The organism is Bacillus sp. FJAT-42315, assembly GCF_002797375.1.
Lineage (GTDB): Bacteria > Bacillota > Bacilli > Bacillales > Domibacillaceae > Bacillus_CE.
On the sequence record NZ_KZ454941.1, the window covers coordinates 664,031 to 690,274 of the forward strand.

Annotated in this window: 25 protein-coding genes; 23 read left to right on the forward strand and 2 right to left on the reverse strand. The window is 41.0% G+C overall.

All coding sequences use genetic code 11. The features are described 5' to 3' along the window. Positions 1-206: 206 nt before the first annotated feature. From ftsE to CEF22_RS03060, 11 genes are all read left to right on the forward strand, one after another. Positions 207-893: a cell division ATP-binding protein FtsE gene (gene ftsE, locus CEF22_RS03010; RefSeq protein ID WP_100401702.1), complete on the forward strand. Its 687-nt coding sequence runs from the start codon at positions 207-209 to the stop codon at positions 891-893. Next, entirely contained in the window at positions 883-1,767 is an 885-nt protein-coding gene (ftsX, locus tag CEF22_RS03015; RefSeq protein WP_100401703.1) for a permease-like cell division protein FtsX, read from the forward strand. The genes ftsE and ftsX overlap by 11 nt, the downstream gene beginning before the upstream one ends. Before the next feature lie 19 nt (positions 1,768-1,786). Then, a complete protein-coding gene (locus CEF22_RS03020) occupies positions 1,787-3,091 on the forward strand; it encodes a murein hydrolase activator EnvC family protein (RefSeq protein ID WP_100401704.1) in 1,305 nt (434 codons plus the stop codon). Positions 3,092-3,260: 169 nt separating this feature from the next. After that, a complete protein-coding gene (locus CEF22_RS03025) occupies positions 3,261-3,353 on the forward strand; it encodes a YjcZ family sporulation protein (RefSeq protein WP_094834447.1) in 93 nt (30 codons plus the stop codon). Positions 3,354-3,529: 176 nt separating this feature from the next. Then, the gene (locus CEF22_RS03030; protein ID WP_100401705.1) at positions 3,530-4,114 is read left to right on the forward strand and encodes a hypothetical protein; all 585 of its coding nucleotides are present in this window, start codon (positions 3,530-3,532) and stop codon (positions 4,112-4,114) included. Further along, positions 4,107-4,688, forward strand: coding sequence for a peroxiredoxin family protein (locus CEF22_RS03035; protein ID WP_100401706.1), 582 nt, complete (start codon positions 4,107-4,109; stop codon positions 4,686-4,688). Before CEF22_RS03030 ends, CEF22_RS03035 begins: the two co-directional genes overlap by 8 nt. A gap of 145 nt (positions 4,689-4,833) precedes the next feature. Continuing rightward, positions 4,834-6,261 carry a S41 family peptidase gene (locus CEF22_RS03040; RefSeq protein WP_269799364.1) on the forward strand — a complete coding sequence of 476 codons (1,428 nt, stop codon included), beginning with the start codon at positions 4,834-4,836 and terminating at the stop codon, positions 6,259-6,261. Between the two features lie 95 nt (positions 6,262-6,356). Further along, complete coding sequence (locus CEF22_RS03045) at positions 6,357-7,541, forward strand: PDZ domain-containing protein (RefSeq protein ID WP_100401707.1); 1,185 nt, start codon at positions 6,357-6,359, stop codon at positions 7,539-7,541. A 270-nt stretch (positions 7,542-7,811) separates the two neighbouring features. After that, a complete protein-coding gene (locus CEF22_RS03050; RefSeq protein ID WP_100401708.1) occupies positions 7,812-9,446 on the forward strand; it encodes a diguanylate cyclase in 1,635 nt (544 codons plus the stop codon). Positions 9,447-9,459: 13 nt separating this feature from the next. Beyond that, positions 9,460-9,822 (forward strand): response regulator transcription factor, encoded by a 363-nt coding sequence (locus CEF22_RS03055; protein WP_100401709.1) that lies wholly within the window; start codon positions 9,460-9,462, stop codon positions 9,820-9,822. Continuing rightward, complete coding sequence (locus CEF22_RS03060; protein ID WP_100401710.1) at positions 9,815-12,667, forward strand: ATP-binding protein; 2,853 nt, start codon at positions 9,815-9,817, stop codon at positions 12,665-12,667. The genes CEF22_RS03055 and CEF22_RS03060 overlap by 8 nt, the downstream gene beginning before the upstream one ends. A gap of 217 nt (positions 12,668-12,884) precedes the next feature. On the opposite strand, the gene CEF22_RS03065 is transcribed toward CEF22_RS03060, so the two are convergent. Further along, entirely contained in the window at positions 12,885-13,346 is a 462-nt protein-coding gene (locus tag CEF22_RS03065) for a GNAT family N-acetyltransferase (protein WP_100401711.1), read from the reverse strand. Positions 13,347-13,458: 112 nt separating this feature from the next. Here CEF22_RS03065 and speG point away from each other — a divergent pair, with 112 nt between their 5' ends. The 3 genes from speG (at position 13,459) to CEF22_RS03080 (ending at position 15,942) form a co-directional block, all read left to right on the forward strand. Continuing rightward, complete coding sequence (speG, locus tag CEF22_RS03070; protein ID WP_094836673.1) at positions 13,459-13,974, forward strand: spermidine N1-acetyltransferase; 516 nt, start codon at positions 13,459-13,461, stop codon at positions 13,972-13,974. Between the two features lie 112 nt (positions 13,975-14,086). Further along, positions 14,087-14,305 carry a hypothetical protein gene (locus tag CEF22_RS03075; protein WP_095480489.1) on the forward strand — a complete coding sequence of 73 codons (219 nt, stop codon included), beginning with the start codon at positions 14,087-14,089 and terminating at the stop codon, positions 14,303-14,305. A gap of 308 nt (positions 14,306-14,613) precedes the next feature. Next, positions 14,614-15,942, forward strand: coding sequence for a hemolysin family protein (locus tag CEF22_RS03080; protein ID WP_095480488.1), 1,329 nt, complete (start codon positions 14,614-14,616; stop codon positions 15,940-15,942). 26 nt (positions 15,943-15,968) lie between these two features. Here CEF22_RS03080 and CEF22_RS03085 read toward each other — a convergent pair whose 3' ends face one another. Continuing rightward, complete coding sequence (locus CEF22_RS03085) at positions 15,969-16,799, reverse strand: undecaprenyl-diphosphate phosphatase (RefSeq protein WP_100401712.1); 831 nt, start codon at positions 16,797-16,799, stop codon at positions 15,969-15,971. Positions 16,800-16,964: 165 nt separating this feature from the next. Here CEF22_RS03085 and CEF22_RS03090 point away from each other — a divergent pair, with 165 nt between their 5' ends. The 9 genes from CEF22_RS03090 to uvrA all read left to right on the forward strand — a co-directional run bounded on the left by CEF22_RS03090 (position 16,965) and on the right by uvrA (position 26,217). Then, positions 16,965-17,609, forward strand: a complete 645-nt coding sequence (locus CEF22_RS03090; RefSeq protein ID WP_100401713.1) for a YfbR-like 5'-deoxynucleotidase — start codon at positions 16,965-16,967, stop codon at positions 17,607-17,609. 27 nt (positions 17,610-17,636) lie between these two features. Continuing rightward, positions 17,637-17,870 carry a CsbA family protein gene (locus tag CEF22_RS03095; protein ID WP_100401714.1) on the forward strand — a complete coding sequence of 78 codons (234 nt, stop codon included), beginning with the start codon at positions 17,637-17,639 and terminating at the stop codon, positions 17,868-17,870. Between the two features lie 170 nt (positions 17,871-18,040). After that, positions 18,041-19,459 (forward strand): MBL fold metallo-hydrolase, encoded by a 1,419-nt coding sequence (locus tag CEF22_RS03100; protein ID WP_095480484.1) that lies wholly within the window; start codon positions 18,041-18,043, stop codon positions 19,457-19,459. A gap of 2 nt (positions 19,460-19,461) precedes the next feature. Beyond that, positions 19,462-19,692: a glutaredoxin family protein gene (locus CEF22_RS03105; RefSeq protein WP_095480483.1), complete on the forward strand. Its 231-nt coding sequence runs from the start codon at positions 19,462-19,464 to the stop codon at positions 19,690-19,692. Between the two features lie 51 nt (positions 19,693-19,743). After that, positions 19,744-20,004, forward strand: a complete 261-nt coding sequence (locus CEF22_RS03110) for a metal-sensitive transcriptional regulator (RefSeq protein ID WP_100401715.1) — start codon at positions 19,744-19,746, stop codon at positions 20,002-20,004. A 15-nt stretch (positions 20,005-20,019) separates the two neighbouring features. Beyond that, positions 20,020-20,382: a rhodanese-like domain-containing protein gene (locus CEF22_RS03115; protein ID WP_100401716.1), complete on the forward strand. Its 363-nt coding sequence runs from the start codon at positions 20,020-20,022 to the stop codon at positions 20,380-20,382. Positions 20,383-20,404: 22 nt separating this feature from the next. Next, a complete protein-coding gene (locus tag CEF22_RS03120) occupies positions 20,405-21,190 on the forward strand; it encodes a sulfite exporter TauE/SafE family protein (protein ID WP_100401717.1) in 786 nt (261 codons plus the stop codon). A 167-nt stretch (positions 21,191-21,357) separates the two neighbouring features. After that, positions 21,358-23,364, forward strand: a complete 2,007-nt coding sequence (uvrB, locus tag CEF22_RS03125) for an excinuclease ABC subunit UvrB (RefSeq protein WP_442857350.1) — start codon at positions 21,358-21,360, stop codon at positions 23,362-23,364. Between the two features lie 6 nt (positions 23,365-23,370). After that, the gene (gene uvrA, locus CEF22_RS03130) at positions 23,371-26,217 is read left to right on the forward strand and encodes an excinuclease ABC subunit UvrA (protein ID WP_100401719.1); all 2,847 of its coding nucleotides are present in this window, start codon (positions 23,371-23,373) and stop codon (positions 26,215-26,217) included. Positions 26,218-26,244 lie beyond the last annotated feature (27 nt).

Here is a 26,244-nt window from a genome sequence, read left to right on the forward strand (position 1 = left end):
GCGCAATTATGTCGAATATTTCATAAGAGAGAAAAGCTTTCCTATCCAATTCTTATCCTATTTTTTCGGAATACATATGAGGAAAAAATACTCAAGTTTATTACAGACGAAAAGAAAATGTAATACAAATGAACCTGAATAAACTTTAATTCAGTGTTATAATGAGTCTGGATTTACAACAGTTCAAAGAATAAATAGGTGATTGTATGATAGATATGAAAGGCGTGACAAAAAAATATCCCAATGGAGTAACGGCTATACATGGGATTGATGTTGCGATTAAACAAGGCGAGTTTGTGTATGTTGTTGGGCCAAGTGGTGCGGGAAAGTCGACGTTCATTAAGATGATGTACCGCGAAGAACGACCAACGAGTGGGAAAATTGTCGTTAATGGGATGAATTTGTCTGTATTAAAAGAGAGCAGTATCCCTTATTTTCGACGTCAAGTCGGCGTCGTCTTTCAAGATTTTAAATTGCTACCGACGCTAACGGTATATGAAAATGTCGCCTTTGCCTTAGAAGTGATCGAGGAAAGTCCAGAGAATATTAAGAAACGAGTTATGGAAGTACTGCAACTAGTTGGTCTAAAGAATAAAGCGAGAATGCTACCGAACGAGTTGTCAGGAGGAGAGCAGCAGCGTGTATCGATTGCCCGTGCGTTTGTGAATCAGCCGAAAGTATTGATAGCTGATGAGCCGACAGGTAATCTCGACCCTGACACTGCCTGGGATATTATGAGTATTTTTCAGGAAATAAACGGAAGAGGAACGACGATTGTGATGGCGACTCACAATAAAGAGATTGTTAATAAAATTCGCCACCGCGTGATTGCAATTGATAAAGGGCGAATTGTCCGTGATGAACAGCGAGGTGATTATGGCTATGAAGCCTAGTACACTTCGACGTCATTTTCGAGAAAGCTTTAAGAACCTTAGCAGAAATGGTTGGATGACCTTTGCCGCCACCTCTGCAGTCACGATGACACTATTGTTAGTGGCAGTGTTTCTTGTTGTCATTTTGAATATGAACAAAATCGCGACGGATATTGAGCAAGATGTAGAAGTTCGTGTCCACATAGAGCTAGATGCAACGGAAGTGGACAAGCAATTATTGAAGGAAGAGATTCAGAAGTTGCCTGAGGTCGAAAGTATTACCTACTCGTCAAAGGAACAAGAGCTAGACAATTTAATTCAAGACTTAGGGGATGATTTTGCCCTGTATGAACAGCGAAATCCTCTGTATGATGTCTATATCGTCAAAGCGAAGCGACCGGTAGATACACCTAAGATCGCCAAGAAAATCGAAACATTTGATTCGATTGAATCCGCTGTGTACGGCGAGAAGAAAGTCGAAAAACTATTTAATGTGTTAAAGACGAGTCGCAATATTGGACTTATATTGATTGTCGGTCTATTGTTCACCGCGATGTTTTTAATCTCGAATACAATCAAAATGACGATTTTTGCTCGTCGTAAAGAAATTGAGATTATGAAATTAGTAGGAGCGACGAACTGGTTTATCCGTTGGCCATTTTTATTAGAGGGTTTGTGGATTGGATTACTAGGCTCGGTGTTGCCAGTTATGGTGATTGTAATTGGTTATCACTATGCCTTGAAGGAATTTATCGCACGAATGCAAGGTCAGCTTGTTCAAATGCTAGATTATTTTCCATTTGTCCTTCAGGTGAGCAGCATTGTTTTACTCATTGGAGCATTTATCGGCATGTGGGGAAGTGTGATGTCGGTGCGTAAATTTTTGAAAATATAAAGATAGAGGGGAATTTGGTGTGAAGAAACGTGTAGGTCTTACGGTCGCATTAGTTACATCTCTAGGTGTTAGCGGCACTTTTGGATGGACGAATGAAGCATTTGCTTCTAAGTTATCTGATCTTGAAAACCGTCAAAATCAAATTGAAAATAAACAATCGGATCTTGAGCAAAGCATCGGTGAAAAAAATAAGAAAATCAATGAGCTACAAGGGCAACAGGATCAGCTGTCTGTTGAAATTGAAAAGCTAGATTCAGAGGTTTCCAAAACTGAATCCAACATTCGTGATAAGCAAGAAAAGATCGTTCAAACGCAAAAAGAAATTGAAAAATTAAAAAAGGAAATAGAAGAGCTAAAGAAACGAATTGAGCAACGCAATCTCGTATTAGATGATCGTGCTCGGGCACTTCAAAAAAATGGCGGATCAGCGCAATATCTTGATGTCATTCTTGGTGCGGAAAGCTTTGGCGATTTCGTTGATCGAGCAACGGCTGTCACGAAATTAGTTAATGCTGATAAAGAAATTCTTGAAGAGCAAGAAAAAGATAAAGCACAGCTAGAAGAGAATGAGAAGCAGGTTAAGGCGAAGTTAGCGAGTCTTGAAGAAATGCTTGCTAGTTTACAATCGTTGAAAGTCGAACTAGAACAAAAACAAGCGGCTAAAGATCGAGTGATGCAGCAGTTAGCCTCCGAAGAAGATGAGATGCATAATGACAAACTAAGTCTTGAGGAAGAGAAAGAGATTTTATCGTCTCAAGATGAAGCGATTAAACAAGCGATTGCTGCTGAGAAAACAAGATTAGCGAAAGAACAAGAGGAAATACGAAAAGAACAAAGACGAAAAGAGCAGGAGCAGTCACAAGCTTCGTCAAATAGCTCAACATCAACATCTACACCAGATCGTTCAAATGATACACCAGCAGCAACATCTGGGTCATTTATGATACCGGCCCAAGGGACCGTCTCTTCGGAATTTGGTCATCGTAGTTTAGGTAATCATAAAGGGATTGATATTGCCAATAGTGTGAGTGTACCAATCGTCGCCGCTGCAGATGGAGTCGTTAGTCGTTCGTATTATTCTTCTACATATGGAAATGTGATTTTCATCTCGCATTCGATCAATGGGAAAGTGTTAACAACGGTTTATGCTCATATGTCTGAACGTCTTGTCCAAGGTGGTCACGTATCAAAAGGTCAAAAGATTGGATACATGGGGAATACTGGACGTTCTTACGGACAGCATTTACACTTTGAAGTGCATGAGGGTCCGTGGACACAATCGAAAGAAAATGCAGTGAATCCGCGAAAATATGTTAATTTTTAATGAAAAAACTGTCTGCCAACGTTGTATCGGCAGGCAGTTTTTTTGAGATGCTTTGCTAATAGCTTCTAGGTGAATTTGCAAGACCAGAAATGAATATTAGGCAAATGCCCACGCAAAGTCTCCCCTTTTGAATAAATTGTAATTGTAAGTGAAAGGGGAGGTGTAGCAAATGAGTTGCGGATACGGAGGCGGCTTCGCGTTAATCGTTGTATTGTTCATTTTGTTAATTATCGTTGGGTCTGCTTATATTGGCTGGTGCTAACAGAAGAAATTTTTGAACGTAGTGAGCGTCCTAGTGAGAGGGCGCTCACTTTCTACATAGTGGACTAGAAACGCACTTTATTATAAGATAATACCTAATAAGGTATTGAAGGGGCAATTTAAATGTCACGAAATGGATTAAATAATAATGATTCGGATATGAAGGAATAGTATAGAATGAAATGGTATACGATAGGATCACTTACGGTACCCGCTTCTCAGCTCGCTCTTGGACTTGCTTTTTTACTGATTGCTCTCTATCTTTGGTGGAAGAAAGAGAAAGACTTGTTAGATGTATATGGAAATACCGTTCTTTTGTTCATTCTTGTTTGGAAATTTAGTATCGCTCTTTTTAGTTTTTCGCTCGTGATCGAAGCACCGATGTCTTTGCTCTATTTTAACGGTGGGGATCGAGGTGTTTGGCTTGCAGTGATTGTTGCATTCATATATATAGCATGGAAGTGGCCGAGACAACAGTGGTATGATGCGATCAAGATCTGGCTGATCGTGATCACGTTATTTGAGCTGCTTTTAGCGATGTTGAGTGGACAAGTAGGGCTCTTTCATATCCTTCGCTTGACGGGTGGAATCTTGGCTGTATCATTTTTCAGTAAAGCTCCTTTACAAGCACTATTGCTATTTACTCTTTGGCAATTGCTGTTTGAGTCGTGGGAAGGAGCCGTATTTTCAACGAATGGGTTATTGTATATCGGAGTCGCCATAGGCTTCATATTGATAAGGAGGGGAAAGACAGTTGGCTAAAAAATGGTTTGGGTTATTACTGCTCATTCTGTTAATCGGAATCGCAGTTGTGAATGTGATAAAGGATCGAGAGGAAGTAACAGAAATTGAAAATCCGGGTATGAAAGCAACGGATTCTCAAGCTCCATCCGCTATGCAAACGGGAATTGGTCTTGGAGAAAAGGCACCGGACTTTACGGTAAAGACGATTGCAGGAGAGGAAGTATCTTTATCGGATTACGAGGGGAAGAAAGTGATTTTAAACTTCTGGGCGACTTGGTGTCCACCATGTAAAGCAGAAATGCCTCATATGCAAAGCTATTATGAAAAAGAAGCCGAAAAAAATAACGTGGAAATTCTCGCGGTGAACTTAACGAAAAACGATAAAGGAAAAGAAGCGGTGGCTGACTTTGCGAAACAATATGAACTCACTTTTCCGATCTTACTAGATGAAGAAGGCACGCTTGGCAAACAATACGAAGCCTTCACGATCCCAACGACGTACGTGCTCAACACCGATGGCACCGTCCACCAAAAAATCGTCGGTCCAATGGATGAACAGATGATGCAACAATTGGTGAGTGAATTAAAATAATCAACAATAAGGGTCTGACCTTCACTTGGAGGTCAGACCCTTATTCATATTTTGGTTGCTTTTTTCATAGGGTAGGGTAGAGAGGTTATCCTGGAGTGAGGACAGATTTTGGAAGGAAGCTTTCCATATTGGAGGAGGCGAGATCGTGAAGAGGAAATGGGTTGTTGTGGTGATGGTGGCTTCTTTTTTTTCGGGAGCGGGGGGCATGTATGCGGGGCTGTCTGCTTGGGAGGTAAAGGAAGAACAGGCGGAGCCGTCACCGTCGTATAAAGTGCCAGATGAGCTGTATAAAGTACAGACGGCTTATGAGATGATTGGGAATAAGTATGTGGCGAAAGTCGATCGAGCCGAGCTAATTGAAGGCGCGATCGACGGCATGGTCGCTTCACTAAAAGATCCGTATTCGGTCTATATGGATGCTGAAACGGTGAAGCAGTTTGAAGAATCGTTAGACTCCTCTTTTGAAGGGATTGGAGCTGAGATCACTGTCGAGGATGGAAAGCTGATCATTGTTGCGCCATTTAAAGACTCTCCGGCTGAAAAAGCGGGATTGAAGCCAAAAGATCAAATCGTCTCGATTGATGGGGATTCGGTGAGCGGTTTAACGATTTTTGAAGCAACGAAAAAAATTCGCGGCAAAAAAGGGACAAGCGTCACGATCGGCATCGTCCGTCCAGGCATGTCCAAGCCGCTTGAGGTGAAAGTGAAGCGCAATGAAATCCCGTTAGAAACGGTCATTGCTAAAATGAACAAAAAACGTGGGCAGTCGATCGGCATCATTGAAATTACTTCCTTTTCGGAAGACACCGCCAAGGAATTTAAACGAGAATTACACAAACTAGAGGACAAAAACATGGATGGGCTTTTAATTGATGTGCGTGGAAATCCAGGCGGCTTCTTAGTGAGCGTTGAAGAAATTTTAAAGGAATTCGTCACCGAAAATCGACCGTATGTACAGATTGAAGATCGAAACGGCCGAAAAATCCCATATTTCTCGAAAAAGGAAAAAGTAAAGCCATACCCGATCGCTGTGTTAACCGATCAAGGTAGTGCTTCCGCTTCTGAAATCCTCGCTGGTGCACTTCAAGAAGCTGAAGGTTATAAAATCATTGGAGAGACAACCTTTGGGAAAGGGACGGTCCAGCAGCCGGTCCCACTCGGAGATGGAAGTAACTTAAAATTGACGACTCATAAATGGTTAACGCCAAAGGGGCATTGGATTCATCAAAAAGGGATTCGCCCGGACGTTGAAGTGCGACAACCAGACTATTTCTATGCTCATCCGCTGCAAATCGAGAAGTCACTGAAGCGAGAAATGAACAATGACAGTGTGAAAAGTGCGCAAATGATGCTGGAAGGACTGGGATATGGCCCGGGACGAACGGATGGTTACTTTAATAAAGAAACGGAAAAGTCGGTACGTGCTGTGCAGCTTCAAGCAGATCTTGAGCAAACCGGGGTCATCGATCAAGAAACAGCCGACTATTTAGAAAGAAAATGGATGGAAGAAATGAAGAAAGAAAAGAATGATCGACAACTCCAAGCTGCTCTTGGGTATTTAAGAGATAAATAGGGATAAAGAAAAAAAGCTTAGCGTTCAACGCCATCGTTAAGCTTTTTTTGGTACAATGATAAGTAAATGGATAAGAAAGTAAGGTTGGTGACGCCATGGTACAAGAATGGTTACTTGAGTTATTAGTCGGAGTGGGAAAGTTATTTATTCATCCGATCTTCTATTTTTCATTTCTGCTAGCAATTGCTGTCGGGATGTTTCGCGTCAATCGAGAAAGAAAAGACTTCGACACGCGTGTGTATGACCTGTATGATGAGGTTCGTTACATTTTGCCTTCAAGCTTGTTGCTTGGTTTGTTGGTATCGGTTATCACGATCACCGTTGGGGTGACGCTTCCGCTTGATTTGTTGAACTTTATTGCGGCGATTACGATTATTTTAAGTATGAGCGGCTTTCGTTTATTGTCACCCGCATGGACGATTGGCCTTGCTTTTATCATCTTTGTTGTATCGGAACAATTTGGCTGGGCATTTATCTCGTATGAGGGATTATCTTTCAATCACCTGCTGTTGACGCTCGCGATCATCACCGGCTTGCTGATGATTACAGAAGGGGTGCTTATCTTAAAAAGGGGTTGGCAAGGGACGTCGCCGCGACTCGTTCAAAGTCCACGTGGCTTAAAGGTCGGCGTGCATGTCGCTCAGCGTTTATGGTTAGTTCCTGTCTTTCTCGTCATGCCTGTCGGTGAATTATCCGCTCCGTTTCCGTGGTGGCCAGTGATTTCGATTGGCGCTGAAAATTATGCGTTAATTCTTTATCCCTTCTTAATCGGCTTTGTTCAATGGATTAAAAGCACGCTACCAGAGCTTGCGGTTAAAGTCACAGGGAAAAACATCATTGCTACCGGTTTATTTACGCTTGCATTTGCCATTGCTGCTTATTGGAAACCAATGTTTGCAATCGTGGCGATTATTTTCGCAGCACTCGTTCGGCTTTGGATTGCTTGGCGTCATTATTCGTATGAGAAAAACCGTCATTATTTCTTTACTCCGCAGCCAAGGGGTGTAATGATTTTAGGCATCCTTCCACTGTCACCAGCAAAAAAAATGAAGCTGAAAATTGGAGAGATCGTTTATAAGGCGAACGGGGTCGAAGTGAGTACGGAAACCGAATTTTATGCGGCACTACAAAAGAATGCGGCTTATTGCAAGCTAGAAGTGATCGATATAAGGGGAGAAATTCGCTTCGTTCAAGGCTCGCTTTATCAAGGAGAGCATTACGAGCTTGGTCTCATTTTAGCAACAGAAGACGAGCCGTATTTAGAAGAAGCTGGTATGTGAAGTGTCCACAAATTGTTGCAAAGAAAAGGCTTAAAAGTAAGGCATATTTACTTTTAAGCCTTTTCTGTTGTATTGCGTAAGTGAAGCTAAAAAGTGGAAATTTGAAGAAAATGAGTAGAGTTCATCAAAAAGTAAAAAGTTATGGTGAATTAAATGAAAGTGCATCGAAAATAATAGTATAATTTACATAAAAAGAAAAAATAGTTTATTTATAAAATTCAAGAAACAAAACGTTATGCTGTGATTAATAATAAAAATGGAGAGATCAAAATGGTAATAGCGAAGTATCAAAAAATGATTTATGAGCGAATGCAAGAAGACTTTCGAAAGTGGGAAGAACGTGAATTTATTACAGAGAAAGAGCTATATCTGTTTTTACATAGTTTAAAGGGAACAGCAGGAACGGTTGGATTAAGTGAATTAAGTGTCATTTCTAGTGAAAAACTAGAATCAGTTAAAGAAGATGGGCAACAGCAATGGTTAACATCAGATTGGCAAAATTATTTAGCTCCGATGATTGAGGGGTTACATTTTTATGAGAAGAATGTAGCTACCACTGCTGTGGAACCAATGGATGAGCATAAGAATGAGACTAAGTCAGAAAAAGAGTTTATTTTAGTAATTGATGATGATATCGTATTTATTACATTTGTGAAAGATCTTTTGGAGAAAGAAGGCTACTCGGTCCTCATCGCCCATAATGGTCAGCGTGGATTAGAGTTATTGTATGAAGTGAAGCCAGCCATGGTCTTTTTAGATATTAAACTTCCAGACACAAACGGTTTCGCGATTTTAGAAGATATTTTACAGAAAGTGAAAAAAGAGCATATTATCGTAGCTATGATGAGTGCAGATGGTAGCCCGAAAAATCGAATCCGTGCTTATGAGATGGGGGCGTTAGATTTTATTGCTAAACCGATCGATCAAGACATTTTGATTTCCTATGTGACCAATCGTATTAATTATAAAATTGAATTAGAGCAGTCAATTGTGATGGATGAATTGACAAAGATGTTTAATCGGAAATATATGAATGATCGTTTTCAGCAGCTTATTCAACAGTTTAATAGAGATGAAGAACCATTTGCTGTCGCGCTGTTGGACTTAGACTTTTTTAAAAAGGTCAATGATACATACGGTCACCTTGTTGGAGATGAGGTATTACAAGGCTTTGCTGCTTTAGTGAAAAAGGTGAAGCGTGAGCAGGATATTGCTTGTCGATATGGGGGAGAGGAGTTTGCCCTTTTAATGCCTAATAGTACAGCTGATGATGCCTATGTATTGCTTGAGCGACTTCGAAAATCGATGGCAAAAAAAGTATTTACAGCTAATGATGTAAACTTTCAGGTGACCTTTTCGACTGGAGTAGTAGAGGCCACAAGGGCGAATCTGCATCCGAAGAAATTATTAGAAGAAGCTGACCAAGCTCTTTATAACGCGAAGCAGTCCGGAAGAAATAAGACGGTTATTTTCGGATCACATGTAGAAGATGTCCAACAGCGGATGAAAATTACGGTTATTATCGTAGATGACGTATTTATTGTCCGAGAAATGATCTCTAAGCATTTTTCTACATGGAAGTCCAATGATAAATATGAGATCGACGTGTTAGAGTTTAGCGATGGAGTAAGTTTTTTACATTCTAATTGGTATACACCTAGCGGAAAATATATCATTCTATTAGATGGAAGGATGCCAGGTCTGGATGGGTTTGACGTGCTTAAGCAGCTAAGAGAACGTTATCCAGCAAACAATGTGCTTGTTTCGATGCTGACGGGTCGGAGCAGTGAGCAAGATGTCATTCGTGCGTTAGAATGTGGAGCAGATGATTATATTGTGAAACCGTTTGATATTCAAGAGGTATCACAACGAATCGTACGTTTGATTAAGAGAGTACTAATTTAAAGGGGAGGAAATGATGAAAAGAATCTTAGTAGTAGATGATGAAGAAATTTTGCGTATGTTGATTTGTGATACGTTAGAGGATTTAGGTTACGAGATCGAGGAAGCAGAGGATGGAGAAGAAGCGCTTAACAAAGTGAGTGAGCAATCGTATGATTTAATGATTTTAGATTATATGATGCCAAATATAACGGGGATTGAAGTGATTGAACAACTTCCAAAAGAGATTAAACAAACGTTGCCGATTCTTATGCTAACGGCGAAGGCTCAGGAAGCTGATCGGCAAGCTGTGTTAGAGAAAGGTGCCGATTATTTTATGTCCAAGCCGTTTAGTCCAGTGGATTTAGCCCAAGTTGTGGAGGAAATTTTGAATGTTTAAGTCTCTTCCTTTATTGGAGAAAAGTATCCGCAATCGATTTTTAAGAATGATTTTGACATTGACGATGTTTATTTTGGTCACGGTTATTACGTTTTTTCTTTATGCGGATTCGGTTAATGAGAGTTTAAAAGAAGAGAGAGAGTCGATTCGTGAGAAAGCGGTTATCGTGGACAAGCTGGAAGAGAGCTTCAATGGAATTTTCTTTCGGGCGAGAGGATACTATGCTTTTCAAAACGACCAAGAGCTTCAATTGCTCTATAAGGACTTAGCAGAGTTTGAGCGTTTACTAGAACAATTCTCGAAATTAGATTTAACAAGCAAAGAACGTGAATTATATAAAAGTTTAGTTGACTTTCATGTGAATTATAAACAAAAAATTCTTCCGGAAGCAATCGGTTATGTTGAGGCGGATGACTATGAGGCATTACGGAAGCTTTCCAGTAGCGGGACTAATGATCTCGTCAATCAATTTGTTGTTTATGCAAAAGATTATAAATCCAAAACGGATGAAGAATTAAACGATATCTTCCAAAAAACGATTGAACAAGCACAGCAATTTACGTTCTTTTCCTTTATGCTGAGCGGACTTATTTTACTGTTCATGGCTATGATGATGTGGAGAGTCCTGTATAATCTCATCAGACCAGTTGAACAATTAACTACAGCAACCAATGCGATAGCGGCAGGTGATTCTTTTGAACTTGGACCGTTAGTTAAGCGCCAAGATGAGCTAGGCGCACTGTCTAGTTCGTTTCAGTTTATGTCAAAATCTATTTTAGAAAAAGAAGAAGTACTGATGGCTCAAAATGAAGAGCTGACTGCCCAACAAATCGCATTGCAAGACAATCAGGAGCAATTGCAACGATCACTTAGTCAATTGCAAAAATATAATCAGCTCAATCACGCATTAACATTTACATTAGATAAGCAACAGCTAGTGGCAGGTGTGCATAAATACTTAGATGAATTAAATAGATTTGATAGAAGTTTAATGTATTTATGGGAAGGGAACGGTTATGCTTCTAAGGGATTATCAGAGCAATCGATCCAGCAGGTTGTTGGAATGCTTAATGAGGACAAACGAGTGCGATTAGAGGAAGAAAAATCATTTGTTATCACACGAACAGTAACGCCGGAAGCACAAGGGATTGCTACAGAACCGTATTGTTGCTACGATTTATATTCATCTGTATTAGATTCTAGCGGTAAGCTTGTAGCAGTCATGATGGCGACAAGAGAAGGCCACCCATTCTCTGCTCAAGAGTTAGAGGATATTAATGGATTAATGAACCGTGTCTCGATCGCCTTTGAACGCATTCTAATGTATGAAAAAGTAGAACGTTCTCGTCAGCTGAATCAAGACATTATTGACAATGTAAATGAAGGGATTCAATTTGTTTCCTTATCAGGGGATGTCATTCAAGTGAATGAATCGCTATGTCATCTTGTTCAGTGTCAAGATTGGTTAGATGGAAGGACGATTGTAAAGCAAGCTTGGTTGGAGCATTTTATGTCACTTTGCGATCAACCAGAGGAGCTAAGGAACTTCTTTGAGCAGGCAATCACTGATGATTTCAAGGAAACTAGAAAAATCCGTTATAAAATCTCTCATGAAGTGCCAAGTTTTATTGAAGTATATGCAACAAGTGTATACGAAGAAATGGAGAAGGTAGGAACGGTATTTGTTCATCGTGACATCACGAGAGAATATGAAGTTGACCAAATGAAATCCGAGCTTGTAAGTACGGTGAGTCATGAACTGCGCACGCCACTCTCAAGTGTACTTGGCTTTACAGAGCTTCTATTGACGAAAACGGTCAAACCAGAGAGACAGAAAAAATATATCGAGACGATTCATAAGGAAGCGAAACGCCTGACGAATCTCATTAATGACTTTCTTGATTTACAGCGGATGGAGTCTGGGAAGCAACAGTATTCGATGCAAACACTGTCGTTCGATGAACTAGCGATTGAAATTGTTAATCGTTTCCGACATGAAAAGCAGCATCATGTTCACTTAGTTGATAAAGCAAGATTTGTCGATGTGAAGGGGGACCAAGAGCGAATCATACAGCTTTTAACGAATTTGGTCGGAAATGCGATCAAGTTTTCCCCGGATGGCGGAGACGTGTTAATTACACTTGAAAATATGAATGATGCACTTCAAGTAAGCATAAAAGATGAAGGAATTGGAATTCCAGCGAACGCTCTGACAAAACTGTTTCAAAAATTTAAGCGAATTGATAATAGCTCCAGTCGAAAAATTGGTGGCACAGGGTTAGGTCTTGCCATTAGTAAAGAGATTGTCTCTAGACATGGTGGTGAGATTTGGATTGAGTCAGAAGAAGGGCGTGGAACAACGGTATATTTTCAGTTGCCACTTGTGAACAAACGCCTTTCTGAACAAACGAAAAAAGCAGCAGAACTAGTTGCTGAGCAAAAGGGTCTGCAAGTCATGATTGTAGAGGATGATTTGAGTTTAGGTCTGCTTTTATCTGAAGAATTAAAGAGCAAAGGCTTTACTGTTATTTATCATCACGATCCTAAGCGTGCGTTTGAGGATGCTCTTCGCACTCCGCTTCTCGGTATCGTCATTGATATCATGCTCGGAGAAGAAATGGACGGCTGGGACTTAGTTCAAAAGTTAAAAGAAACAGACCAAACGAGCAACATCCCGATCGTCATTTCTTCGGCACTCGATAAAGTGAAAGAGAAAGTGGAACAATATAAGATTGAGAAGTATTTAACGAAACCATATCCACCAGAAGAACTTTCTAATGTACTAACGAGGTTTTTATTATCTGAATCAAGCAATGGGAGCGTTATGTTTCCGGATAAAGAATAAAGCGAAAACCATTCTGTGCCGTAATTGATGGCATAGGGTGGTTTTTTCGTGAGCAATATGGAGGATGCCTAATTCGTCACGATTTATGCCCAATTCGAGCAAATTCGCGCCCAATTGTCTCATATTCCCGACTAAAAACAGCGATTTCCCGCCCAATTGTCTCAGTCAACAGAAAAAAGGTGTCTCAACAGTCGACTGTTGGGACACCCTTTTATGATTACGTTCTATTTTGTATGTTCAGCTCCATCACTAACCCTACCACTTTCGAAGTGGTATCAATTTCGCCATTTAGGCGGAATCCGAATTTTTCATATAATCGTTGAGCGACTTTATTTTCGGCAAAGATACTTAAGAAAATTTGGTCGTCTTTATATGTTTCTGTTATTTGCTTGAGCAAAACTTTTAAGAAACGAGTCGCATAGCCTTGTCCTTGATAGCTTTGGTCAATCATGAAGCGGTCCAGCCAAATTTGTTTGGTCGATTTTTCACGTCCATACATTGCATAACCGACGAGCGTCTCGCCGTCGTACAATCCGACCGATCTCCACTCAGGCTCAAATATTGATTGAGCGATTGAATAGGCATTGCTTTCAATAAACGGTTGTTGATCTTCAGTGACTGATAATAGAGCGATTGCTTTCCAATTATCAGCACCTACCTCTTTAACGAAGAGGTTCATAATTCCATCTCGCTTTCTATCACAATAGATTAGACTGATTCCATTTTTCATTTTATACTAAAAGTGGGAATATGATAAATACTATCCATTGAGATTCGGAGGCTGAAAGAAGATGAGTGCCGACGTCAAGTTGCGTCCATTAGAGAGAGAAGATTTGAAGTTTGTTCATAAGCTCAATAATAATGCGAAAATTATGTCTTACTGGTTTGAAGAGCCGTATGAATCGTTTGTTGAGCTACAAGATTTATATGATAAACATATTCATGTTCAAAGTGAACGTCGTTTTATCGTTGAACGAGAGGGGGAAATGCTAGGCCTTGTTGAGTTGGTTGAAATTGATTATATTCATCGGCGAGCGGAGTTTCAAATTATTATTCATCCACAGCATCAGGGGCATGGCTACTCTGTCAAGGCAACGAAGCTAGCGATGTATTATGCATTTTCCGTGTTGAACATGCATAAGCTTTATTTAATTGTAGATAGAGTGAATGAGAAAGCGATTCATGTATATGAGAAAGTAGGCTTTCGAATTGAAGGCGAGCTGAAGGATGAATTTTTCGTTGATGGGAAATATCATGATGCGATCCGCATGTGCATGTTTCAAGATGAATACTTTAACAGAAATTAAATGAAAAATTCTGTGCAGAAAATAAAGCTGCACAGAATTTTTTTCAATTGAGAATGAATAAGCTGTTATTAGGGTATGTGATTGGCAAGAATACTTGAAGGAGGTTTTCCCCATGTTGTACATGAAGGTGACTCGAAATTTTGATGTGAAAACGGAAAAACAGACATTTGAGTTTATCAAAGGAAAGCTCTATCCGATTGAGACAATGGTAGAAGATACGATTACGGTGGCGGTCGATGATCCTACAGGCTATTGGGGAGGACGCATCCGCTTATCGATGACAAATGAAGCTGACTTTATTATTGTGGCCCATCCGCAAGCACAAGTATAATTGCGCCAATATTTATCTTTTAGACCATTCTTTAGTTTGTGAACATTGACTACATGAATCAGTTGCTTTAAAGTAGAAGTAACTGAAAAAAGTGAGGTGAGGGTATTGGGAAGGCAGTAAGCATGATGGCACTTTCACAAAGCAACCGAACTGAATTTTGTACGCCAACAGGCCGGAACAAGCCTCAACGCACAAAAAAGAGAACGGTTGAATAGAAATATTCATTTTAATTATAGCAGGAGGTGTAATTCCTTGCTGGCTAGAGATGTCAGTAAGGATGTTATTTGGACGACATATTTAATTTAATCATGGTTACCCTTTTAATCGCATTAACTGGTTTTTTCGTAGCGACCGAGTTTGCGATTGTAAAGGTTCGAAGCACAAGGATTGACCAACTGGCAGCGGAAGGAAACAAAAACGCGCTAGCAGCCAAAAAGGTAATTTCGAATTTGGATGAGTATTTATCAGCTTGTCAGCTTGGTATTACAGTGACAGCCTTAGGACTAGGTTGGTTAGGGGAGCCGACAGTTGTTCACTTATTGGAGCCAGTATTTGAGCGATTTGAACTTTCCTCCTCCGTCGTGAGTGCATTATCGTTTGTCATTGCCTTTACGGGGATTACCTTTTTACACGTCGTAATTGGGGAGTTGGCGCCAAAAACTGTAGCTATTCAAAAAGCAGAAGCGGTCGCCTTGTTGTTTGCAAAACCAATGATTATGTTTTACCGTCTTATGTACCCGTTTATTAAAACGCTGAACGGGGCTTCTCGACTAGTTGTCAGCCTATTTGGATTGAAGCCTGTAGCTGAGCATGAAATGGCCCACTCGGAAGAAGAATTGCGAATGATCTTATCGGAAAGTTTGAAAAGCGGGGAAATTAATCAGTCGGAATATAAATATGTAAATAATATATTCGAATTTGATGATCGCCTAGCGAAAGAAATTATGGTGCCGCGAACGGAAATTATCGCGATCGATAAATCAGAGACGGCGCAAGATTGTATTTCGATGGTGCTAGAAGAGAATTACACTCGTTACCCGGTAACTGATGGTGATAAAGACCGCATTATCGGTATGGTCAATATTAAAGAAATCTTGACCGACGTTATTAGAGACGAAAGCAAGAAAAAGGTGAGCATTGAACATTATATTCGTCCGGTGATCCAAGTCATCGAATCGATCGCTATTCATGATTTGCTCGTCAAAATGCAAAAAGATCGCATTCAAATGGCGATTTTAATTGATGAATATGGTGGTACAGCTGGACTTGTCACTGTAGAAGATATCATCGAAGAAATCGTTGGTGAAATTCGCGATGAATTTGACCAAGATGAAACGCCAATGATTAAACGAATCAATGAGCATCAAGTAATTCTAGATGGTAAAGTACTCATTAGTGAAGTCAACGATCTCTTCGGACTCGATATTGACGATGAAGACGTGGACACAGTCGGCGGTTGGGTGTTAACTGAAAAATTTGAAGTCCAAGAAGGCGACACGATTGAACGCGGAAACTATACCTTCAAAGTTATCGAAATGGAAGGGTACCATATTAAATTTATCGAAGTCTCAAAAAAGGCAATTATTCTCACCGAAGTAGAGAATAACCTTCGAGACGAAACGATACAAGAAGCCTGATTCGCTTATGCGAACCAGGCTTTTTTTTATAAAAAGACAAAATAAATCACAGCAGCTAATACGATTCGATAAATAGCAAACGGCGTTAGTTTGATTTTATTGATGAGTGCTAGGAAGAAACGAATCGATATTAAGGCGAAGATAAAGGCACTAATAAATCCAACAACGAAAAACGGCAGAACATCTAGCGTGAAATATTCCCAGTTGCTAATAAGTGATAACGTACTGGCACCAGCCATGATGGGCACAGCCATAATAAAGGTAAAGTCGGCAGCTGCCCGATGACTCATCCCAAGCAACACACCTCCGGAAATGGTCGAACCGGAACGAGAAAAACCTGGCCAAAGTGCGAAACATTGAAATAGACCGACTAAAAAGGCTTGTTTATAAGTGACGTCATCTACTGTTTCGGCTTGGACATATTTTGGTGCTAGTTTATCAGCAAGCAACATCAAAATAGCACCGACAACTAGACCAATCAGTACAGTATTGACTGAAAAAAGATGCTCATCGATATAGTCTTCAAATAAAAAACCGAGAACGGTCGCTGGAAGTAGACCAACGATGACCACACTTAATTTTAATTGAGACATTTCTTGATGATCAGCTGTTGTTCTTTTTTTCAATCCAAGTAAGTGAAAAAGTCGATCTTTAAATATAATGACCACTGCTAAAATCGAGCCGAGTTGGATGACTACTTTGAACGTATTCGCCACTGGCTGAGAAAATATTTCTTTCGATTTCAATAACATATCATCGACAATAATCATATGGCCTGTCGAGGAAACAGGAGCAAATTCCGTGGCCCCTTCGACCAAGCCTAAAATAAAAGCAACGACCAATTCCCATAAATTCAATTTAGTTCACCTCATTAATAAAGATAAAAAGACCACTTAATGATTGTGTGATTACATTAAGGATATGTCTATTTTTATAGATAATGTCATGGTTTTACTTGACTTTTCTCCGACTTTCTTCAATTGTTATTTAAAAGGGATTAAGTATTTGGGAGGAGTGGTTGAATGGGCGTTCATAATTATTTTAAAAGTTTATCGGATTTAGAGCATTTATTTCGATTACCGGGGAAATTCAAATATCAAACACATACGGTAGCGGCTCATTCATTTAAGGTGACAAAGATCGCCCAATTTTTAGGAACGATTGAAGAAATGGCAGGGGAAGCGGTCGATTGGCGTTCACTGTATGAAAAAGCATTGAACCATGACTATGCTGAGCTATTCACTGGTGATATTAAAACACCGGTCAAATATGCTTCTCATGAATTAAACGCACTGTTTTCACAAGTAGAGGAGCAAATGGCGAAGAAATTTGTCGAGCAGGAGTTTCCGAAAGAATTGCAAGCTGTTTATATGGAACGCTTCAAAGAAGGCAAAGACGACACACTCGAAGGCCGCATTTTATCAGTCGCAGATAAAATTGATCTTCTCTATGAATCGTTTGGAGAAATACTGAAGCGCAATCCAGAACCATTATTTCTTGAAATCTATCAAGAAGCTTTGTCGACAATTATGAAATTCCATGAGATGAATTGTGTACAATATTTTATCGAGCATATATTACCAGATATGTTGTCTGAAGAATTTATCCCTCATAACGAATTAAATTATGTCACTGAAATGATCGTGCAAAAATATGCTGACAAATAAAGTTAGTCTTTTTCCAGGAGTGAAAACATGGTTGAAAAAATCATTCTAGCCATATGTATGCCGGCTCTGCTCGTCGTTTTTTTTACACGGGTCACATATAATCAGGTGCTAGGTTTAATATTAACAGTTGCTTTAATCGCTGCTTCTGTTTACAAAGGCTACACCCATACATGGACGCTCATTATTATCGACGCTGCTTCCTTAACGTTCGGTTTTTGGCTGTCCAATCGTATGATGAAAAATATCAAGTTGAATAAATGACGATACGGCTTCCACTGGCGGAGGCCGTATTTTTTTGTGATCTTCTGTGGAATAGTAAGGAAGGTAAAAAAAAATTCAACTTCCCCCTTGCTTTTTTATAGGGTATGGGGTATTATAAGAATCAAGATAACACATACCCCTTAGGGTAAAATAAAAGGAGGAAATACATTATGTTCTTTCGTTCTTACTTTGATGAAAAATTAGCTCAATATTCTTATATGGTCGGTTGTCAAAAAACAGGTGAGGCGATTGTCGTTGACCCTGCTCGTGATATTACTCCTTATGTGGAAACAGCAAAAAAAGAAGGTTTTCATTTAACGGCTGCAACAGAAACTCATATTCATGCAGACTTTGTTTCAGGTGCTCGTCAGTTGGCTCATGATCACGGTTCTAAATTATATTTATCGGATGAAGGCGATGAGAACTGGAAGTATCAATATTTAGATGGACTGTCAGCAACACTGGTGAAAGATGGCGACGTATTTACGATCGGAAACATTGAATTTAAAGTAATGCATACGCCAGGTCATACCCCTGAAAGTATCTCTTTTATCGTCACAGATAAAGGCGGCGGCTCAGATGTACCGATGGGAATTTTCACAGGAGACTTCGTATTTGTTGGCGATATCGGTCGTCCAGACTTATTAGAAAAAGCAGCAGGTGTGAAAGGAACAGCGGATGCTGGAGCATTGCAAATGTTTGATTCGGTTCAACGCTTTAAACAGCTTCCAGACTATTTATTAGTGTGGCCAGCACACGGGGCTGGCAGTGCTTGTGGGAAATCACTTGGAGCGGTTCCACTTTCAACAGTCGGTTACGAAAAAGTGAACAACTGGGCGCTTCAAATTGAAGATAAAGAAGAATTCCATAAAGAGTTACTGAAAGATCAACCAGAGCCACCAAAATACTTTGCGATGATGAAAACAGTGAATAAAGTAGGTCCGAAAGTATTAACGAATGAGGAAGTTCCTTATGTAGAGACGTATAAAGAGTTGCAAGAGCTTTTAAATAAAGACAATACAGTCGGTGTAGATACTAGAGACGGTATGGAATTTGCCAATGGTCATATTGCAGGAACAATCAATATTCCATTCTCGAAAATCTTCACAAACTGGGCGGGCTGGATGTTAGGTTATGAGCAAAATATTGTCTTGATTGCTGACAAAGATCAAGCGCAAGAAATTCAACTGGCATTGGAGTCCATTGGGTTAGATCGCATTGTCGCTTTTGCTGATCCGAAAGCTGTGAGCGAAGCGGATGAGTTAGAGCAATATCCGAACATTGATATCGAAGCCTTTAAAGCGCAACATCAAAATGAAGATGTGTATGTAGTAGATATCCGTCAGCAAGCGGAGTGGAATGAAGGCCGTATTCCAGGAGCGCACCACCATATGCTTGGTTATTTACAAGATCAACTAGCGGATCTGCCGAAAGATAAGAAAATTATCGTTCATTGTCAATCGGGTGCTCGCTCAGCTATCGGAACGAGCGTGCTACAAGCAGCAGGATTTAAAAATATTGAAAACGTAGCAGGCGGATTTGCAGCATGGAAAATCGCTGGTGAAGAAGTAACAAAAGGAGAGAATTAATCATGAATAAAGTAACTGTGTACTCAACTAACACATGCCCTTATTGCACAATGATGAAAAACTTTTTAAATGAACAAGGTATTTCATATAAAGAAGTAAACGTTCAGCAAGATCAACAAGCAGCACAACGACTAGTGGCAACGACAGGTCAAATGGGCGTTCCACAAACGGAAGTAAACGGACAATGGGTGCTAGGCTATGATCCGCAAGCCGTTATGTCTTTGTTGAAGTAATTTCATGAGCCGGGCCTTACGCCTGGCTCTTTCTGATAGGAGGTGACCACGATGACATACGATAAAAATGTACAAAACCGGCTGAAGCGAATTGAAGGACAAGTACGAGGGGTTTTGCGAATGATGGAGGAAGAAAAGGATTGTACCGATATTGTCATGCAACTAAGTGCGATTCAAGGAGCGATTAATCGGACAATCGGCGTAGTGGTCAGCAAAAATCTAGAACAATGCGTTCGCCACAATGTGGAGAACGGTGAAGAAACAGATGAAATGGTGAAAGAAGCGGTTGAACTATTAATGAAAAGCCGTTAATAAAGGAGCACAATCATGGATACGATTTTTTACGTATTATTAGCGATTTTCGTCTTTATTTCTATAAAAAATATGATTCCTGCTAAAGGGATACGTCATATCTCAACGGATGATTTGAAGCAAGAGTTGAAGGAAAGAAACAAACAATTTGTCGATGTGAGAACACCAGCAGAATATCAAGGTCATCATGTGAAGGGATTTACAAATATTCCACTGCAACAGCTTGCTTCACGTGTGAACGAGCTTGATCGTAACAAGGAAGTCGTTGTCATATGCAGAAGCGGTATGCGCAGCCAAAAAGCAGCTCAATTGCTGAAGAAAAAAGGTTTTACGAACGTGACGAATGTCCAAGATGGAATTTGCAGTTGGAAGCAATAAATACGAAAGGTGTGAGTAGAGAATGGATTGGTCCATAGGTTTTATCGTCACTATATTTCTCATTGGTTTTATCGGCTCGTTTATTTCGGGAATGGTTGGAATCGGTGGCTCGATTATTAAATACCCGATGTTATTGTACATCCCACCGCTTTTAGGATTCGCTGCCTTTTCCGCTCATGAAGTGTCCGGCATTAGTGCGGTTCAAGTCTTTTTTGCGACGATCGCTGGTGTTTGGGCATATCGTAAAAGTGATTACTTGAATAAAACACTAATCATCTACATGGGCGCAGCGGTATTAATAGGTAGCTTTATCGGCGGCTTCGGCTCAGAGGATATGTCGGAAGCGACTGTGAACGTTATTTATGGTATTTTAGCTGCTTTAGCTGCGATCATGATGTTTATTCCGAAGAAAAATCTCGATGATCGCCCGCTTGAAGAGATTACGTTTAATAAATGGTTAGCAGCCGTACTAGCTTTCATTGTCGGAGTGGGAGCGGGAATTGTCGGTGCAGCCGGAGCGTTTTTACTCGTGCCGATCATGCTCGTTGTATTAAAGATTCCAACAAGAATGACGATCGCCAGCTCGCTAGCGATTACCTTTATTTCATCGATCGGTTCCACAGCAGGAAAGCTAATGACTGGTCAAGTGTTGTTTTTACCAGCAGTGATTATGGTCGTTGCTAGTATCATCGCTTCTCCACTCGGCGCCAAAGCTGGTCAAAAAATGAATACAAAGATTCTTCAATGGTTGCTTGCTTTATTGATTGCGGCAACGGCTGTGAAGATTTGGACGGATATTTTATTGTGAAAATAGTGGGGGCATGATGCTCCTGCTTTTTTGTTATCCCAAGATTTAAAACGAACGTATGTGCGTAAAAAGCTAGCTTTCTTTGTTTTATTTATGATAAAATGGGAAATATGATAAGTATCGAAATCGAAGACCTTCAAAATGGAAATAATAGTCGGTGAAAGAGTATGATAAAAGGAAAAGGTCAGCAGGGGGGACAGAGTGTGGCAAACCAATTTGAAATAGTGTCTAAATATAGTCCACAGGGTGATCAGCCCGCCGCGATTGCCGAGTTAGTGGAAGGCATTACGCAAGGAAAGAAGCATCAAACCCTGCTTGGAGCAACGGGAACGGGAAAGACATTTACGGTTTCTAATGTCATTAAAGAAGTGAATAAACCGACGCTTGTGATCGCTCATAATAAAACATTGGCGGGGCAACTATATAGCGAATTTAAAGAGTTTTTTCCAAATAACGCAGTCGAGTATTTCGTCAGCTACTACGATTATTATCAGCCGGAAGCGTATGTGCCGCAAACGGATACGTTCATTGAAAAAGATGCCAGTATTAATGATGAAATTGATAAGCTGCGCCACTCGGCGACATCGGCGTTATTTGAACGCAATGACGTCATCGTGATCGCCAGTGTTTCTTGCATTTACGGTTTAGGTTCGCCGGAAGAATATCGCGAGCTAGTGATTTCGTTGCGAGCGGGTATGGAGCTAGAGCGCAATCAGCTGTTGCGTCGTCTCGTAGATGTTCAGTATGAACGCAATGATATTGACTTTAAGCGTGGAACGTTTCGCGTACGCGGCGATGTCGTCGAGATTTTCCCAGCTTCTCGTGATGATCATTGCATGAGAGTTGAATTTTTCGGCGATGAAATTGAGCGGATTCGTGAAGTCGATGCGTTAACGGGCGAGATTCTTGGCGATCGTGACCACGTTGCTATCTTTCCAGCTTCCCACTTCGTTACCCGAGAAGAGAAAATGAAGATAGCGATTGGAAATATTGAAAAAGAGTTAGAGGAACAACTAACGATTTTACGTGAAGACAATAAATTGCTAGAAGCGCAGCGATTGGAACAGCGTACGCGTTATGATTTAGAAATGATGCGGGAGATGGGCTTTTGTTCAGGGATTGAAAATTATTCGCGTCATCTAACTTTGCGACCATCAGGCTCGACGCCGTATACACTATTGGATTATTTTCCGAAAGATTTCTTGCTCGTGATTGATGAGTCACATGTTACCCTTCCACAAGTGCGTGGGATGTACAATGGCGACCAGGCACGCAAGCAAGTGTTAGTTGATCACGGTTTCCGCCTGCCATCGGCGAAGGATAATCGCCCGCTTATGTTCCAAGAATTTGAGGAACATGTTCATCAAGCGGTTTACGTTTCGGCTACCCCAGGTCCTTATGAAATCGAACATACGCCGCATATGACGGAACAAATTATTCGACCGACTGGCCTGCTTGATCCAACCGTTGATGTTCGTCCGATTGAGGGACAAATCGATGATCTCCTCGGTGAAATACAGGAACGTATTGAGAAGAACGAACGCGTATTAGTGACGACATTAACGAAGAAAATGTCTGAAGACTTAACCGATTATTTAAAGGATATCGGTATTAAAGTGCAGTATTTGCACTCGGAAATTAAAACACTCGAACGGATTGAAATTATTCGAGATTTGCGCCTCGGTAAATACGATGTTCTTGTCGGCATTAACTTGTTGAGAGAAGGGCTTGATATTCCAGAGGTGTCGCTTGTGGCAATTTTAGATGCTGATAAGGAAGGCTTCTTGCGCTCAGAGCGTTCGCTCATTCAGACGATGGGCCGCGCTGCCCGTAATGCATCGGGACATGTCATTATGTATGCCGATAAACTAACGGATTCAATGGCCAAAGCGCTCGAGGAAACGAAGCGTCGTCGCTCCATTCAGGAACAGTACAATGAAACGCATGGCATTACACCGATGACTATTCAAAAAGAAGTTCGTGATGTAATTCGAGCGACGCATGCGGCTGAAGAGCCGGAAGTGTACGAAACAACGAAAAAATTATCGAAAACGGAAAGAAATCGTTTACTGCAAAGTCTTGAGAGTGAAATGAAGGAAGCGGCAAAAGCGCTTGATTTCGAGAAGGCGGCTGAGCTTCGCGATGTCTGGTTAGAGTTGAAATCGGAAGGATGACTTTTTATGGGAATAGATAAAATTACAGTAAAAGGTGCTAGAGCACATAACCTCAAAAATATCGACATCACCATTCCGCGCGATCAATTAGTCGTGCTGACGGGTTTATCGGGATCAGGGAAATCATCGCTCGCCTTTGACACGATTTATGCCGAGGGGCAGCGTCGCTATGTCGAATCGCTGTCCGCCTATGCTCGCCAATTTTTAGGGCAAATGGATAAGCCGGATGTAGACGCGATCGAAGGGTTATCGCCAGCGATTTCGATTGATCAGAAAACGACAAGTCGTAACCCTCGTTCCACGGTCGGAACGGTGACGGAAATCTATGATTACTTGCGTTTGCTGTTTGCGCGTATCGGCCGTCCGATTTGTCCGGTTCATGGCATTGAAATTACGTCGCAAACGATCGAACAAATGGTCGATCGCATTATGCAACACGAGGAGCGCACGAAGCTGCAAGTATTATCGCCGATCGTTTCCGGTCGAAAAGGAACACATGTGAAGGTGTTTGAAGAAATTAAACGTCAAGGCTATGTTCGCGTGCGTGTAGACGGCGAAATGTACGAAATAGAAGATGAGATTGAACTAGAAAAAAATAAAAAGCATTCGATTGAAGTCGTCATTGACCGGATCGTCGTCAAAGAAGGGATCGAAGCACGCTTAGCTGACTCATTAGAAGCCGCTCTCAAATTAGGAGAAGGAAACGTTATTATCGATGTCATCGGCCAAGAGGAATTACTGTTCAGTGAACATCATGCTTGTCCTCATTGTGGATTTTCGATTGGAGAATTAGAGCCGCGTATGTTTTCTTTTAATAGCCCTTACGGTGCCTGTCCAACGTGCGATGGTCTAGGCTCGAAATTGAAAGTTGATGTCGATCTCGTTGTGCCAAATTGGGAGTTAAACTTAAAAGAACATGCGATTGCTCCGTGGGAATCGACCAGCTCGCAATATTATCCACAGCTTCTTGAGTCAGTTTGCACGCACTACGGCATCGATATGGATAAGCCAGTGAAAGATTTGCCGAAAGAACAAATGGATAAAATTTTATATGGATCGGGCAATGAAAAAGTGTACTTCCGTTATGAGAATGATTTCGGGCAAATCCGTGAAAATCATGTGGCATTTGAAGGAGTCATTGGCAATATTGAGCGTCGTTACCGCGAAACGAGCTCCGATTATATTCGCGAGATGATGGAGAAATATATGGCGCAGCAAAAATGTCCGACATGTAAAGGCTATCGCTTGAAAAAAGAAAGTCTCGCCGTCAAAATCAATGACCGTCACATTAGTGAAGTGACGAATGATTCGATTGAAGAAGCGGATCAATTTTTTGCTTCGCTGTCGTTAACGGAAAAAGAAATGAAGATTGCTCATTTAATTTTACGAGAAATTCGTGAGCGGCTTGGCTTCTTAATTAATGTCGGCTTAGATTACTTAACACTTAGTCGAGCGGCGGGCACATTGTCCGGGGGAGAGGCACAGCGTATTCGGTTAGCGACGCAAATTGGCTCGCGGTTAACTGGAGTGCTCTATATTTTGGATGAGCCATCAATCGGTCTGCATCAACGAGACAATGATCGCTTAATTCACACGATGAAAGAGATGCGTGATATCGGTAACACATTGATCGTCGTCGAGCATGATGAAGACACGATGCTTGCGGCTGATTACTTAATCGATGTGGGGCCGGGTGCCGGAATTCATGGAGGAGAAATCGTTTCTGCTGGAACACCTGAACAAGTGATGAATGACCCTGTGTCATTGACAGGCCAATATTTATCGGGGAAAAAATATATTCCGTTGCCTAATGAGCGTCGTCAGCCAGATGGTCGCTGGATTGAAGTGACGGGAGCAAAAGAAAATAACTTGAAAAACGTCAAAGCCAAGTTTCCGCTCGGTCTGTTTACCGCGGTGACAGGTGTATCAGGTTCTGGAAAAAGTACGTTGATCAATGAAATTCTCCATAAATCATTGGCTCAAAAGCTACATAATGCGAAAAGCAAGCCGGGACAACATCGGGAAGTGAAAGGAATCGAGCATCTTGAAAAAGTGATCGATATTGATCAGTCTCCGATTGGTCGAACACCAAGATCCAATCCGGCGACGTATACAGGGGTGTTTGATGATATTCGCGATGTGTTTGCGACAACGAATGAGGCGAAAGTACGCGGTTACAAGAAAGGACGCTTTAGCTTCAATGTGAAGGGCGGACGCTGTGAAGCTTGCCGCGGGGATGGCATTATCAAAATTGAAATGCACTTTTTACCAGATGTGTATGTGCCGTGTGAAGTGTGTCATGGGAAACGTTACAATCGTGAGACGCTCGAAGTGAAATATAAAGGGAAAAATATTTCCGATGTGCTAGCGATGACGGTAGAAGATGCGCTACAATTTTTTGAAAACATCCCGAAAATTAAACGCAAGCTCCAGACGATTGCCGATGTTGGGCTAGATTATATTACTCTAGGCCAACCCGCGACCACTCTTTCTGGTGGAGAGGCTCAGCGTGTGAAGCTGGCATCTGAATTGCACCGCCGTTCCAATGGACGATCGTTCTACATTTTAGATGAGCCAACGACCGGTTTGCATGTAGATGACATTTCCCGTTTGCTTCATGTGCTCCAGCGTTTAGTCGACAATGGAGACACTGTATTAGTGATTGAGCATAATTTGGATGTCATTAAAACAGCAGATTATATTGTTGACCTTGGACCAGAAGGCGGCGATCGTGGGGGAATGATTGTCGCTTCAGGTACACCAGAAGAAGTGGCGGAAGTGGAAGGGTCGTATACCGGTTACTATTTAAATAAAGTATTAGTTCGTGACCGCGAACGTATTATGAAAGTTTAACATTTTGAAACTTTTTCTAAATCGTGG